The following is a 13,816-nucleotide window of genomic DNA, read 5'->3' as shown; positions in this document are numbered from 1 at the left end:
AGGAACGATGTTTTCAGAGGCGGCGGGGAGGTCGTTCGGGAAGGGTGATGTCCGAGACGTGAAGGGCATCTGGCGGCAACTGCGTGAAGGCGAGGGCCTGGGCAAAAACCAGCGCGATTTCCTGGCTATCGCGAACCGTATCGGCAGCGCACAACGCACCGCCGCAGCACAGGTCGAATTTCACCTGTCCGTCGTCCGGCATTTCATCGCCCATCATTGCCGAGGCATGACCCATCATCGTTTCACACGGCATGCCGGCGTTGGCCGCAACATGTTCTCCAGGAGCCATCATCGCCTGGTGCGCCGGTGCAAACCCGGCAAACAGCAGGGCAATCGCGAACAGGATCGTCGCGGCCAGTCTGCTGAAGTGATGCACGGGTCGGGTCATGTTGCGCGATATAATCCGGTCCAGCACAATTACAAGTGCCTGATAGGTGCCTATGAGCATGCCTTCGAAGGGCGGTTAATAAATTTCCGTTCTTGATCTGGAGCCGTGAAACTTCCGGTTCTGCGACAGTTCTTCCGATCACAAGACAACCTGAGACCTAAATACGCCTGGCGGGGCCGAAGCAGAAGCGAATATGAGCGTCGGTCCTTCAATTTTTCGTTTGCGTCAGGGAAATTGAAGCGGATCTGAACAGGATCGGAGCTATTCAAGCAATTGGATACCGGCGAAAAGGATAATGAGAATTCCGGCAGTCGCATCGAGCGCTCGGGAAACCACGCTGAGGGTCGCGCCGTTCCTGAGAGCGACATCGAGAAACAGGCGCTGGCCGGCAACCGCCAATCCTGCCACTGCACAAAGCGTGAAGGCGATGCCGACAAGCATCGATGCCGCGAACATCAGACCCGCCCCCGGTTCGCCTTGCGACAGGGCAGCCACCACGACAAACAATGTCAAAGGACACGGTACGAGACCGGCTGTAAGGGCCACCCAGAAGCCTTCGGCTCGCTTCCTGCCTGGCCTTGAGCGGATTGCCCGGACAAAAAGCCATGCGCCGATACCGATCAGTGTGACGCGGCTGATCAACTCGAGGGCCGGGGCCCGGCCGCCGCCAACAAAGGATCTTTCCACAAGCTGGGAGGCAAAGAAGGCGATCAGAACGGCTGTGAGCACATGTGTTGCCGCCAGAAGTGTCGAGACCGAAAATGCACGGGCGAAGCTGCTTCCGGCTCCGGCGACATAGCTGGCCAGGATCGTCTTTCCATGCCCGGGCGTCAAAGCGTGAATGGCGCCGAACAGCACCCCTGTCCCGATCATGCTCGCAAGAAGCCAGAAATCCCCCGACTGGCTGGTTTCCAGCAACGAAGCTCGCACGCCGCCATAAATCCAGCGCTGCCAGGAGATGAGAAGATCCATCATGGCTGGCGATCCGGCCAGGTGTGGTGAAGGCTGTCGATCACGAACGCATGTGCGTGTCGTTTTCCATGCGCTTTGGCAAGATGCGGGTGGTTTGCCGGCAGGTCGGGGTGCGCATGGTCGAGAATACTGTGATCGTCTGCAGGCCAGGACTTGCCGGCCACAGTCCAGCCAAGCACAGCCAAACCGGCGAGAACGACCATTGTCACAGACATCGAGGAATTTGCTCCAAGCCAACCGGCAAGCGGATAGGCAATCAGCCAGCAACCGTGCGAGAGAGCAAATTGCGCAGCAAAAACCAATGGACGGTCCTGGGGATGGGCGGAATTTTTAAGAAGCCGTCCAGAGGGCACGAGAACCGCCGACATGCCCGCCCCCATGGCAAACCAGACCAGCAGTAGGGCTGGCCAAACGAAAGGCACCGGCAGGACCGTCAACAGGCCGGCGAATATCAGCAACGAAACGGGAAGCAGTGCCCCGCCGGCGAGCATGACGAACCGTTCGGAACGGCTTGCTAGAAGCTTTGGCAACGTCAACGCGACGACCATCGAGCCCCCGCCATAGGCCGCCATCGACAAGGCCAGGTCGGTGTCGTTGAGACCAAGGTACGATTTCACGATGACGACACCGTTGACGATCACCATGGCTCCCGAGGCGGCAACCGCGAGATTGAGCGCCAGCAATCCTCTCAGGCGTGGTGTCTTCAGATAGATCTGCAGGCCCTTGACGGTTCTTCGGAACGCGGGCTCTTCCGCGTCGGCCTGCGGCGAGACGAGCCGAATGGTCAGGATCAACCCGGCGGAGAACAGGAAGCCGGCAACGGTGCCGGCGAACAACCAGTGGAAGCCGACAAGGCCAACCAGGACGGCTGCAATCATTGGGCTGAGAAGGTTTTCAAGATCATACGCCATGCGCGACAGCGACAAGGCACTCGTGTAGTCCTTTTCATCCGGAAGGATATCGGGAATGCTGGCCTGGAAGGCAGGGGTGAAGGCCGCGGACGCGGTTTGCAACAGGGCGATCAGAACGTAGACCTGCCAAATCTCGTCAACGAAGGGCAGGGCCACCGCGGTCAGAGCCCGGACGATATCCAACGTGACGAGAAACATCCGGCGCGGAAACCGGCTCGCATAAGCGGCAGCAATCGGGCTGATGCCGACGTAGACAATCATCTTGATCGCAAGGGCTGTTCCCAGAACGGCGCCAGCCTCATCGCCTGCAAGATCGAAGGTCAGCAGTGCCAGGCCAACCGTCATCAGACCTGTGCCGAACAACGCGATGACCTGCGCGAAAAAAAGATGGCGGTAGGTTTGATTTGCAAGTACCGAAATCACTTAACTCTCCAGCCGTCCAGCTTCACCGCGCCTTGCGATCGAACCTGTGCCGCAACTGCAATGCTTCATAGCCGTATGGCGAAAACGTACAGCCTTCAAGACGATGGGGCCCCTCCTTGCGCATTGATGAGGTCATGCCTTTCACGGATTTCCTGCGGCCACTGCGACTTGATCCAGGACAGGACGGCGATGATTTCGGTGTCTGTCAGCACGCCTTCAAATGCCGGCAGGTTCGAGTTGAAATTCTCAAGGCCAACCGCCTTCGCGGTGCCATGCTTCGTGATACGGAACAATAGATCGTCCTGATGATGCCAGGTGTGCCCGGTTTCGTCGTGCGGCGGCGCCTTCAGGGAACCGTCCGGATTGGCGTCCATCCAGTCGGGCTCTCCTTTCAGGTCGTCTCCGTGGCAAGCTGCGCAATTACGCGCGTAAATGTCTGCTCCCAAATGCACAAGCTTGAGGTCGTCCGGCTTCAGCCGGACGACACCTTCGTCAACATCGGGGGGTGCCAGGAGGAAAATGACACTGGCGACGACAATCACCACTGCCGCAGAAAGGACACCGAGCAAAATGCGGCTTCTCATGGTCTCTCTCCTTCAGATGGTCAGCCGTCCCTCTCCAGGAGATAGGTTGCCATTGCTTCCCGGTCCTCTTCGGACAGGAAAGCAGTGCCGTCGCGCACGACCTCGCCCATGGAGCCGCCGAAGACATCCCCGTCGGGCATGATCCCGGTTTTCAGCGCATACTGCAGAGAACTTATCGTCCAGCCCTGTCTCTTCAGCGCGGCACTCGTGATGGGTGGAGACTTGCCGCCGTCAGGCAGTTCGCTGGCGCCATGCAGAGCCAATTCCGCCTGACGTGCACCAGCGGCATTTCTAGGGGTGTGGCAAGCGCCGCAATGAGCCGGTCCCTCAACAATGAACTTGCCCCTGTTCCAGAGATCAGAGCGCGCAGGATCCGGGTCGAATGTCTCCGGCACGTAAAACAGTCCGCGCCAGAGTTTCAGACCCATTCTGAGATTGAATGGCGGCAACATGTCATGTGGTGTCGATGCTTCAGCAACGGGAGGAACCGTCTTGAAGGCTGCCCACAGGTCCGCGATATCCTGGTCGCTAAAGGAACCGTAAAACGGATAGGGAAACGACGGATAGTAGGGCTCCCCTTCCGGCGAAATACCCTGTCGTACCGCCGCTGCAAAATCCTGCAAGTTCCAGTTTCCGATGCCGTGATCCGGATCCGTCGTCAGGTTGGGCGAATAGAATGTGCCGAAGTCCGTCGGCAGCCTGACACCGCCAGCCAGAGGTTTCCCGCCACCTTCCGTATTGGTATGGCAGGCGATACATCCCGACATCCTGGCAAGATAGGCGCCGCGGCCCGGATCGCCGGCAAGGACTTCGATCCGTTCGGGCTTGTCGACAGGCCAGAGGTAAAACACGGCGAACGCCGCTCCCGCCAACGCGGGAGCAACGATCGCAACAATGAGCCAGAGGCGCATCGATCAGTTTTTCTCGACCCTGAATTTTGAGTGACAGGCCGAACAGGTCTGCGCGACCATGTTGAAAAGCCCGTCCGCAGGCATCTGGGCCAGCATTTCGGGATCGGCCATGTGACCGGCGTTCCCCATCATGCCACCCGACCCCATCATTCCTCCGGAGCCCATCATACCACCCTGGGACATCATGGAATTTCTACCCATCATGGTGTCTTGCCCCATCATGCCCGACTGACCCGTCATACCTGCACCGCCCTTGCCGTGTGCCAGGCCGTTTTCTGCCGCTGCGCCAAGTCCTGCTGCAAATACGTCCAGCTGTTTTGCGAGCTCAGAGAATTCTTCCCAGTCAGTCCAGATTTCCGGTTTCGCCTCCGATGGGCCTTCGATGCTGTGTTCCGGGAACAGCTTGGTCAGGGCCTCGCCGGAATGGGACTGGATAACCGCAGCGCCCTCACGCACTGCGTCCGCATCATAGTCCTTTTCTCCACGCATGATGGCAGTCAGCGACTTCATCACGTCGCCCATCTCATCCATCGCGTCCATGCGTTCCTTGACGATTCCGGACGCCCCACCATGTGCAAAGGCGCCAGCAACGCCTGTAAGCAACAGCGCGCCAGTCACTGATATAACCGTAAATTTCATTGATCTTGTCCTGTATCCAGATTGCGTGGCGGATATTCCGCCTCAAGCGATTTCAAACGGATAAAGGAGCCGGTCGTGGGGGAGGCGGATCAATCTTCCACACCCGGGACACATTGGACACCACGGTGTCACGGACGCTGTCTTCGATGAGGTCAGGGATGCTCAGATGCTCGTCATCCGTCAACGCCAGCAAATAGGCCCCACAATGCACGGTTTCATGATCTGCCACATTGTGATCGGAATGGTTTGAAGCATGATCGTGGGGAATATCGCCGCCGGAGGCGGCAGCGGTTTCATGTGAGTGTTCGTGGGCAGTTCCGGCAAGCGAATGACTGAACGATCCTCCGGCAGCAACGAAGGCCGCCACGAGGAGCATTTTCAAAGTCGTCCAAAAGCAAGACTGCAACCGCATCAGCAATGACCTACTGGATCCTGTTTGCCAGCATCGAACCCGAACCTCTGTCACAATCCGGTGAACCTATGCCCCGGTCAACCCTTGTCTGGCCGGCATATCGCCGAACCGCACCATTAATGCTTGATCGAGACCGTCTTGTGGGCACTCAGGCCTATGTCCTCAACGCAACGTATGGTCTTGGCCGGTCGCCCGGGCTGGCGCGAGACGTCCCCAATGTTCATGTCATCCCCTCCTATTCAGCAGGCGCGGCTTCGGCACTTGGCGTGAAAGCGACCCTGGACCTTGCTTCATCCATCACTGGCGCGATCCGGCGAAGTCGCAAGGCATTGGTGAGGACGAACACCGACGACAACGCCATGGCGCCTGCTGCAAGAACGGGTGACAGCAACAGGCCAAAGGCTGGATAAAGCGCCCCGGCGGCCACCGGGATCAGGGCCGTGTTGTAGGCAAATGCCCAGAACAGGTTTTCCTTGATGTTGCGCATGGTGCGGCGCGACACTTCGTAAGCGTTCACGACGCCTCTCAGATCGCCCGACATCAGCACGACATCGGCGGATTCAATCGCCACATCGGTACCTGTGCCGATCGCGATACCGACATCGGCATGGGCGAGGGCAGGGGCATCATTGATGCCATCTCCAACGAAGGCAATACGGCCCTCGTCACCCTTGAGTTCGGTCAGGGCGTCAACCTTGCCGTCGGGCAGAACACCCGCGATGACGATGTCGATCCCGGTTTCCGCGGCAATTGCCTCGGCGGTTTCCCGTTTGTCGCCGGTGATCATCGCGACCTTCAACCCCAGCTCATGAAGCGCTGCAATTGCGGCACGGCTCGATGGTTTGACCGGGTCGGCAACTCCGACAACAGCTGCAATTCTGCCGTCAATGGCTGCATAGAGAGCTGTGCGCCCACGGGTCGCCAGCCTGACCTCCTCGTCCACCAGCGCATCGGTCGCAATACCTTCGCGCTTCATCAGCCGATCAGCGCCGACGAGCACCCGTTGACCGTTCACAATAGCGGAAACACCATGACCGGTGATGGAGTTGAACTCACTGACCGCGAACCTCTCCACGCCCTCCTTGCCCGCTGCCCGCACGATGGCCTCGGCAACAGGATGTTCAGAGCGAGCCTCAACCGCGGCAATGCGCGACAGAACGAAAGAGCGTTCAAAACCGTCCGCCAGGACGAGGTCGGTCAGTTCCGGCCGGCCCTCTGTAACGGTGCCCGTCTTGTCCAGCGCAACAATATCGACGTCGGCAAGCTGCTGCAGCGCGTCCCCCTTGCGGAACAGGACGCCCATCTCGGCTGCCCTGCCGGTGCCCACCATGATCGATGTCGGTGTTGCAAGGCCCATGGCACACGGACACGCGATGATGAGCACCGACACACCGGCCACAAGGGCCAGCGTCAATGCAGGGTCCGGACCGAAAGTCAGCCACACCAGGACCGTGGCCACGGCAACGGCCATGACAGCGGGAACGAACCACAGCGTGATGCGGTCCACCAGCCCCTGGATCGGCAGCTTGGCGCCCTGGGTTTCCTCGACCATGCGGATGATCTGCGAAAGGGTCGTATCGGCACCGACACGCGTTGCCTTGAACTGAAGTCCTCCGGTGCCATTCACCGTGCCCCCAGTCACCGCGCTGCCAGCCGATTTCGCGACAGGCACGGGCTCGCCGGTGATCATGCTTTCATCGACGTGGGAGAACCCTTCAACGACTTCACCGTCAACCGCGAGACGCTCTCCTGGGCGCACCACGACGATGTCGCCAATAGCCAGCGTTTCGATAGGCACTTCCACCATCTCTTCGTCCCGCAGCACCCGGGCCGACTTGACCTGAAGGCCGAGGAGGCTCTGGATGGCCGCGCCGGTGCGGCCCTTCGCCCTAGCCTCCAGGAAACGGCCCAACAGGATCAGAACGACAATCACGGCGGCTGCCTCGAAATAAACGGCGCGAACCTCGGCGGGCACCAGATCCGGCAGGAAGGTGGCAACCACCGAATAGAGATAGGCGGCTCCGGTTCCCACGGCCACCAGGCTGTTCATGTCCGGCGCCCCTTTCAAGAGCGCCGGAAACCCCTTCAGATAGAAAGATCGGCCCGGACCGAAAACCACCACGCTCGTCAGCACGAACTGCAGGATCCAGCTCATTTGCTGACCAATGGTCACCGCGATCAGGTGGTGAAAAGCGGGGATCAGATGCCCGCCCATTTCGATCAGGAACACGGGCAAGGCAAAGGCTGCGGCAATCGCCATCTTGCGCGCCAGCTCACGGGCTTCTTCCGCCTTGCGTTCACTGCGATCCTGAGACGTTCCTGCGTCTGCCAGACTTGCAGGATAGCCGGCATCCGTGCTGGCCTTCACCAGCTCCTGAACGGTTGTGGCACCTTCTGCAAAGACGATCGTTGCCGTTTCGGCCGCAAGATTGACGCTGGCACTGAGGACCCCGGGCACCGCCAGCAACGCCTTGTCGACACGTCCGACACAAGAGGCACAGGACATGGACTGAATAGTCAGCGTGACCGTCTGCGTTCGCGCCGGATAGCCGAGATCATCCAGTTTGGCGACAACGGCGGTGATCTTGTCAGGAGTGGCCGTAAACTGCGCGCTTTCAGTTGCCAAGTTCACACCGACATCTTCAAGCCCTTCGACAGCCGCCAGGCCGCGCTCGACGCGTCCGACACACGATGCGCATGACATTCCCTGAACCGACAAGGAGAATTTGTGTTGCCCAGACATGGGTCCAACTCCGGCATGGATTGTTCGATTTCCCTCAAATGAGGCTTCCAGTCACTGGAAGGTCAAGGATCGTTCAAGATATTTTTCAAACTTTTTTCTTCTTGACCCTCCAGCCGCTGGAACCGGGAAAAACAGAAAATCGATCAACTACGGAGCCAATCATGAAGTTTAGCGTTCCAGATATGAGCTGTGGTCACTGCAAGGCAACCATCGGCAAGTCCATTGAGCAGGCGGACGGATCTGCCCAGGTCGAATTCGACATGGCGAACAGGACCGTGACCGTGACGAGCGCCCGATCTGCACAGGAAATCGCAGGCATTCTCAAGGAGGCCGGCTACAGCTCCGAGCTGTTGCAGCAAACCCCGTGAGAATTTTATCCCTCTTCTCCGGGGACATTGCCTGATGTTTTCATCCATTGTTCTGCTGGGCGGCACCGGCGACGTAGGTCGCCGGGTGGTCAACCTCTTGAACGAACACACGGATTGCCGGATTTATCTGGTCTGAAGGAAAGGCGGCACAGATACCGAGCGTGTCCGGCACCTGAAGATGGACCTCGGTGCGAAAGAGGCACTGGACAGGCTCCCGAAAGGCGCCGCGGTCGTGAACCTCACGGAAACGACCTCTCACGCTCTTGCTGCCGTGGTTGTCCGGAGAGGGGGTCTTTTCCTCGATGCATCCGCGTCTCCAGAATATGTTTCGGCTCTTGAACCCAAATCACGACCAGGGTCAGTGATGGGGTGACTGGCCAGACGCCAGTGCGAGATGGTGTTCCTGATGATGCGCGCCCAGTGTCATCACGCCGATAAACCCGAGTCCCGAGAGCTTCTGCAGGTCTGAAAGCTTGCTGACGTAAACCGACAGAATTGCCCCGCCGGGCACTTCCGCCACTTCATAGCGGAAACCACGGGTTCCGTTCATGGTGGCGGCATGGGCCGTCAACATCCGCCTGATCGAGTTGGTGACATCGCCGTCTCCCGTCACGGTGAACCGGTAACCATCCTCGACCGGCAAGGTTTTTACATCTGCCCGCAAGGTGACGTTGTCCATGTCGGCAAGATGGTTCCGCAGTGCTTCGATATCGACCCTGGACCAGTCTGTTTCAGGATCTGCTTCAAGGATTGCCACGATTTCCTGAATTGCTGCGAAAGCGGACTGCCCCGGTTCACGCGGAACCGCCTTAGCGGACGATGGTTTGGTGCCATGTGCCGCATGCTGCGTGGCAGAATGGTCATGATGCTGCGTTGTCTGGGTCTGGGTCTGGGTCTGGGTCTGGGTCTGGGCCAGAACCGGAGTGCTGCACACAATGGCGGCGGTCAGGGCAAGAATGTACCGGCTCATGGTTTCTCCTTTGCTTTGCGTCCCATCTTGCCTGAGGAACTAAAATCAGAACATGATAGCTATCATGTCGATGGATATTCCCGCCTTCTTTGAAACGTCTGGAACCTTTGAGCGCCGAGTGCCGGCGGGAGCGTATCTGTTCCATCAGAACAGCAAGGTAGAGAACCTGTTTCTGGTGACCGCTGGTGAAATTCAGCTTGTCCGCCACCAGACAGGGGGAGCCGCACTCGTTCTACAACGCGCTTTTCCAGGTGCAGTCGTGGCTGAAGCCTCTGCTTTTGCCGCAATTTATCACTGCGACGCGATTGTCCGATCAGATGCCACCGTACGTGGGATCTCGAGGCCGAGCTTCCTCGACCTTTTTCGCACTGACCCGAAACTGGCAGAAGCCTGGGCGGCACGGCTTGCCCGGGAGGTACAGACAACTCGCCTGAGGAGCGAAATTCTGGCCCTCAGAACAGTCGCGGAACGTCTGGATGCCTGGCTCGCCTGGCACGGCACATTGCCGCCGAAAGGTGAATGGCACCAGATTGCCCGACAGATAGCTGTCAGTCCGGAAGCCCTCTACAGAGAAATCGCAAAGCGACATAAGAGTAAGAGCCAGTTCCTCGCATGAAAGCTCAACTTACTTCGAACCGCTGTTGCGGGCCGCAAGGCTTATCCAGGCCTGTCCGAGAACCAACGGAAGAAAACTCATCGCGCCAGCGACCAGAAGACCCGTCAGTCCTGGCCATGGCAATGCCAGAAGTGCTGACAGATCCGTATTCAGAAGCGCCATTGCGACAAGTGAGAGGCACAACGAGATAGCACCCCAGACATAACCATTGCGAAGGACATCGCTTTTCCAGAACGGGCCTGTTGCGGCACGCATGTTGAAGACGTTCCAGAGCTGTGACAGTGCCAACGTCAGAAAGGTAACCGTGATGGCTCTTTCCGTTTCCAGACCAAGCAGAAACAAAGCGATGACAAATGCAGCAAGCGTCGAAAACGTAATCGCGCAACCAAGGTAACCGATCAACATCCAGCGGGACCCGTCGACGATAGGCTCACCGGGGTCCCGTGGCGGGCGCTGCATTACCCCGTCTTCCCCCTTACCGAGCCCCAGGGCAAAGGCGGGGAAGACATCGGTCACCAGGTTGAGGAACAGGATCTGAAGTGGCAGGAGCGGGACAGGCAGGCCGACACCAACCGCAATGCCCACAATCAAAACCTCGCTGACGTTGCAGGACATCAGATAAACGACGAACTTGCGGATATTCTCGAAAATGATCCTGCCCTGGCGCATTGCGGCGATGATCGTCGCGAAGTCGTCGTCCTTCAGGACAATGTCGGACGCTTCACGGGCAACCTGTGTGCCGCGCTTGCCCATGGCAATTCCGATATCCGCTTTCTTGAGAGCCGGAGCGTCGTTGACGCCATCGCCCGTCATGGCGACCACATGGCCGCCATCCTGAAAGAGTGAAACCAGGTTCAGCTTGGTGTCGGGTGCCACCCTTGCAAAGACATCGGTCGCCATGAGCTGTTCGCGCTGCTCTGCCGTCGCCTGTGCCATGTCGATCCCGTTTAATTCATGGCCGGACAGCACTTTCAGGCCGGACGTTCCGATGCCTGCGTCCTGTGCGATCTTCGCCGCGGTCTCGGCATGGTCACCGGTCATCATCACAACCCGGACACCCGCCTGCTGACTGGCCCTGATCGCTCCTGGAACGTCTTCCCGTATCGGATCAAGAAAGCAGACCAGTGCGACCAGCGTCAGACCTTCATAGGGATCTTCGGAAGGTGTTGCTGCCGTTTTGAAGGCAAGGGCGAGGAGACGCTGGCCGCATCGGGCCGCCTCTTCCTGACGGCCGCGCCATGCAGCACGGTCCGCATCCGTAAAGGCGCGGGTGCCTTCGGTTCCTAGTACCCCGGATGCCGCGTTCAGGACGGCTTCCGGAGCGCCCTTGACGGCATAAAGAAAGTGGCCATCACCATGATGGACCGTTGCCATCATCTTGCGCTGCGGAGTGAAGGCATACTGTTCTGCCGGCTTCATTGTCTCAAGCAAGCGAGATCTTGCAAGACCCGCGGCAGATGCAGCGGCCAGTAACGATATCTCCATCGGATCACCGATCCGTACTTCATCCGGACCATCTGAATATTCCGCCGAATTGCACAGCGCACCAATCCTGAGAGCAGCGGCAAGGCTCTCCGTGGAGGCCGGTTCGATGTTCTGGCCTTCTGAACAAAAGCGAATGCCGGTGCCTTCATGCAGAATGTCGATATCCGCGCTGTCGAGAAGATAACGGACGGCCGTCATCCGGTTTTCCGTCAAGGTTCCGGTCTTGTCGGTCAGGATCAGTGTCGTCGCCCCTAGCGTCTCTACAGCCGAAAGTTCGGTGACGAGCGCGTTGCGGGCCGCCATGCGCCACATGCCTCTGGCCAGGCACAACGTCGCCACGATCGGCAGGCCCTCCGGAATGGCGGCAACCGCAAGCGCAATACCGGTTTTCAGCATCTCTGACAGAGGATGGCCCCAGAGAATGCCTGCCATGATCGTGAGCGCGGCAAGCACCAGCGTCAGCCAGACCAACTTCTGCCCCAGCCTGTCCAGTCTCCTTTCGAGGGGAGAGATTTCGGCGTCGGCCTGTTGCGCAAGGGCGCTGATCCGGCCGAGTTCCGTCGACATGCCGGTGGCAACAACGATGCCTTCGCCAAGCCCCTGAGTGACCGCCGTTCCGCTGAATGCCATGTTGAAGCGTTCGGCAAGCACCGTTTCTTCGGCCATCGTGGAAGTCTGCTTTTCAACCGGAACGCTTTCCCCGGTCAGCAGGGACTCATCGCAATGAAGATCGGAAGCGACCGTGAGGCGAAGGTCAGCCGTGACGACATCTCCTGCCTCAAGGATCACGATGTCTCCAGGAACCAGCGCCGTTGCCTCGATCTCAAGCACCTTGCCGCTTCGGCGCACACGGGAGTGCGTCGTGGTGATCCGCAACAGGGCTTCCATCGACCGGGCCGCCCGCAACTCGGTGAAGAACCCGATGGCACCGTTCAGAACCAGGACGATGGATATCGCGATCGCGTCGGCGAAGTCGCCCAGAAGCAGAGACATGAAAACGGCGGCTGCAAGAAGCCAGACAATGATGCTCGCAAATTGATGGGCAAGGATTGCGAATGCGCTCTTGGTTTTCAGCTCGCGAAACCTGTTGGTGCCATAACGCTGTCGACGCCTGACAACTTCATCTTCCCCGAGCCCCGCCATGGGGTGAACCGAAAGTTCCTGAGCAACCACTTCAGGGTCGATTGCGAAGGGAGTGTCGATGCTGGTTTGGTGCAAACGGTTCAGGGCTAATGGATCCGTCGAGGCAGCGGCAACTTGGCCGTTCAAGATAAGATGAGAACGCTGAATACGCTTCTGTCACGGACGAATTCTCGCGGGTGGAACGCGGCACGCCAAGTCGGGACCAATGCTTATTCCACCCGGAACACCTGCCGACTGGCTACGTAGTCACCACCAGTTTGCCTCTCAATCGTTTTCCCGGAAAATGCAGATGATGATCTGCACGGCGCGCGCCCACGCAGGCGAACAGGGGAGGGAGCCGGTACGATGACCTACAAGACGATACTCGCAATCACGGAACTTGATGTCTCTGCGGAAACCGTCGGGAAGGCTGTCACGGTAGCGAAGGCTTTTGATGCTCATCTCACAGTTTTGCCGATCGGTGAAGTCCCGCAACTGCCGTTCTACGGATCTGGCGGGCACGGATACATCGAAATCTGGGCGAAGGAATTCGACCAGCGAAAGATCGAGCTGACATCCCTTGCATCCCGCGTAGAAGCACAGCTTGCAAGGGAAGGTATCTCGTTCGACGTCCGGCCAAGTCTGTCTTCTACCGCTCGCCAGGACAATCTTGTTGCCCGCCATGCCATCTATTGTGATCTGGCTGTTGTCCTGCGCTCCGTGGAGCAAGAGCTCAATTCCGTCGAAAAGAATGCGATCGATGGAGCGCTGTTCGATTCCGGCCGGCCCGTGCTTTATGTTCCGAGTTCCTTCAAGGCCGACCACATTGGCACAAAAGTGGCCATCGCCTGGAATTCACGGCGGGAAGCCGCCCGTGCCGTTTCCGAGTCGCTGCCGTTTCTGAAGTCAGCCGAGGAAATCACGCTGCTGCTGGTTGACCCGGTCGTCGGCGACAATGATCACGGGGAAGACCCTGGCAGCGATATCGCAACGGTCCTTGCCCGCCACGGTCTCGGCATTTCCGTTCAAAGTGTGGCGTCGGCCGACAGGCCCGTGTCCGAAGCCTTGCTGGACAGTGTACGCGAACTGGGAGCCGACCTTCTGGTAATGGGTGCCTACGGACATTCACGCCTGCGGGAGAACATTCTGGGAGGCACAACACGGGAAATGCTGGAGCAAACCGTCATCCCCCTGTTGCTGTCGCGCTGACCGACGCAGCTTCTGGCCCCTGGATTTGTCAGGGGCCAGAGGCCCGCGAAAGGCTCAATGCTG

The 13,816-nt window shown here is 58.9% G+C and carries 14 protein-coding genes; 3 read left to right on the top strand and 11 right to left on the bottom strand.

The genetic code is table 11. The features are described from left to right. Positions 1-13 precede the first annotated feature (13 nt). From FIV03_RS29585 to FIV03_RS29545, 8 genes are all read right to left on the bottom strand, one after another. On the bottom strand, positions 14-388 hold the full coding sequence (locus FIV03_RS29585) for a hypothetical protein (RefSeq protein ID WP_152512351.1): 375 nt from the start codon (positions 386-388) through the stop codon (positions 14-16). A 261-nt stretch (positions 389-649) separates the two neighbouring features. Further along, positions 650-1,363, bottom strand: coding sequence for an ABC transporter permease (locus FIV03_RS29580; protein WP_152512350.1), 714 nt, complete (start codon positions 1,361-1,363; stop codon positions 650-652). Then, on the bottom strand, positions 1,360-2,694 hold the full coding sequence (locus tag FIV03_RS29575; protein WP_152512349.1) for an MFS transporter: 1,335 nt from the start codon (positions 2,692-2,694) through the stop codon (positions 1,360-1,362). Before FIV03_RS29575 ends, FIV03_RS29580 begins: the two co-directional genes overlap by 4 nt. A gap of 95 nt (positions 2,695-2,789) precedes the next feature. After that, positions 2,790-3,278 carry a cytochrome c gene (locus FIV03_RS29570; RefSeq protein WP_152512348.1) on the bottom strand — a complete coding sequence of 163 codons (489 nt, stop codon included), beginning with the start codon at positions 3,276-3,278 and terminating at the stop codon, positions 2,790-2,792. 20 nt (positions 3,279-3,298) lie between these two features. Further along, positions 3,299-4,189 (bottom strand): cytochrome c, encoded by an 891-nt coding sequence (locus tag FIV03_RS29565; protein ID WP_152512347.1) that lies wholly within the window; start codon positions 4,187-4,189, stop codon positions 3,299-3,301. 3 nt (positions 4,190-4,192) lie between these two features. Next, positions 4,193-4,828 carry a cytochrome c gene (locus FIV03_RS29560; RefSeq protein WP_152512346.1) on the bottom strand — a complete coding sequence of 212 codons (636 nt, stop codon included), beginning with the start codon at positions 4,826-4,828 and terminating at the stop codon, positions 4,193-4,195. A 52-nt stretch (positions 4,829-4,880) separates the two neighbouring features. Further along, complete coding sequence (locus FIV03_RS29555) at positions 4,881-5,204, bottom strand: hypothetical protein (protein WP_055661045.1); 324 nt, start codon at positions 5,202-5,204, stop codon at positions 4,881-4,883. 271 nt (positions 5,205-5,475) lie between these two features. Next, entirely contained in the window at positions 5,476-7,983 is a 2,508-nt protein-coding gene (locus tag FIV03_RS29545; protein ID WP_152512345.1) for a heavy metal translocating P-type ATPase, read from the bottom strand. A 161-nt stretch (positions 7,984-8,144) separates the two neighbouring features. On the opposite strand from FIV03_RS29545, the gene FIV03_RS29540 reads away from it, so the two are divergent. After that, positions 8,145-8,351 (top strand): heavy-metal-associated domain-containing protein, encoded by a 207-nt coding sequence (locus FIV03_RS29540; RefSeq protein ID WP_152512344.1) that lies wholly within the window; start codon positions 8,145-8,147, stop codon positions 8,349-8,351. 40 nt (positions 8,352-8,391) lie between these two features. Here FIV03_RS29540 and FIV03_RS29535 read toward each other — a convergent pair whose 3' ends face one another. Together FIV03_RS29535 and FIV03_RS29530 are read right to left on the bottom strand one after the other, a co-directional pair. Continuing rightward, entirely contained in the window at positions 8,392-8,610 is a 219-nt protein-coding gene (locus FIV03_RS29535) for a hypothetical protein (RefSeq protein ID WP_152512343.1), read from the bottom strand. Positions 8,611-8,709: 99 nt separating this feature from the next. After that, a complete protein-coding gene (locus FIV03_RS29530) occupies positions 8,710-9,321 on the bottom strand; it encodes a hypothetical protein (RefSeq protein WP_152512342.1) in 612 nt (203 codons plus the stop codon). Between the two features lie 52 nt (positions 9,322-9,373). On the opposite strand from FIV03_RS29530, the gene FIV03_RS29525 reads away from it, so the two are divergent. Continuing rightward, positions 9,374-9,937, top strand: a complete 564-nt coding sequence (locus FIV03_RS29525) for a Crp/Fnr family transcriptional regulator (RefSeq protein WP_152512341.1) — start codon at positions 9,374-9,376, stop codon at positions 9,935-9,937. A gap of 9 nt (positions 9,938-9,946) precedes the next feature. Here the strand turns inward: FIV03_RS29525 and FIV03_RS29520 are convergent, their stop codons facing one another. Then, the gene (locus tag FIV03_RS29520) at positions 9,947-12,640 is read right to left on the bottom strand and encodes a cation-transporting P-type ATPase (protein WP_286202325.1); all 2,694 of its coding nucleotides are present in this window, start codon (positions 12,638-12,640) and stop codon (positions 9,947-9,949) included. A gap of 270 nt (positions 12,641-12,910) precedes the next feature. Between FIV03_RS29520 and FIV03_RS29515 the strand changes: the two genes are divergently transcribed. Next, the gene (locus tag FIV03_RS29515; protein ID WP_152512339.1) at positions 12,911-13,753 is read left to right on the top strand and encodes a universal stress protein; all 843 of its coding nucleotides are present in this window, start codon (positions 12,911-12,913) and stop codon (positions 13,751-13,753) included. Positions 13,754-13,816: the final 63 nt, after the last annotated feature.

The sequence above is a fragment of the Labrenzia sp. THAF187b genome, assembly GCF_009363375.1.
GTDB classification, from domain to species: Bacteria; Pseudomonadota; Alphaproteobacteria; order Rhizobiales; family Stappiaceae; genus Roseibium; species Roseibium algicola.
The sequence above is the reverse complement of the archived record's forward strand: the minus strand, read 5'-3'. Positions and strand labels throughout refer to the sequence as shown.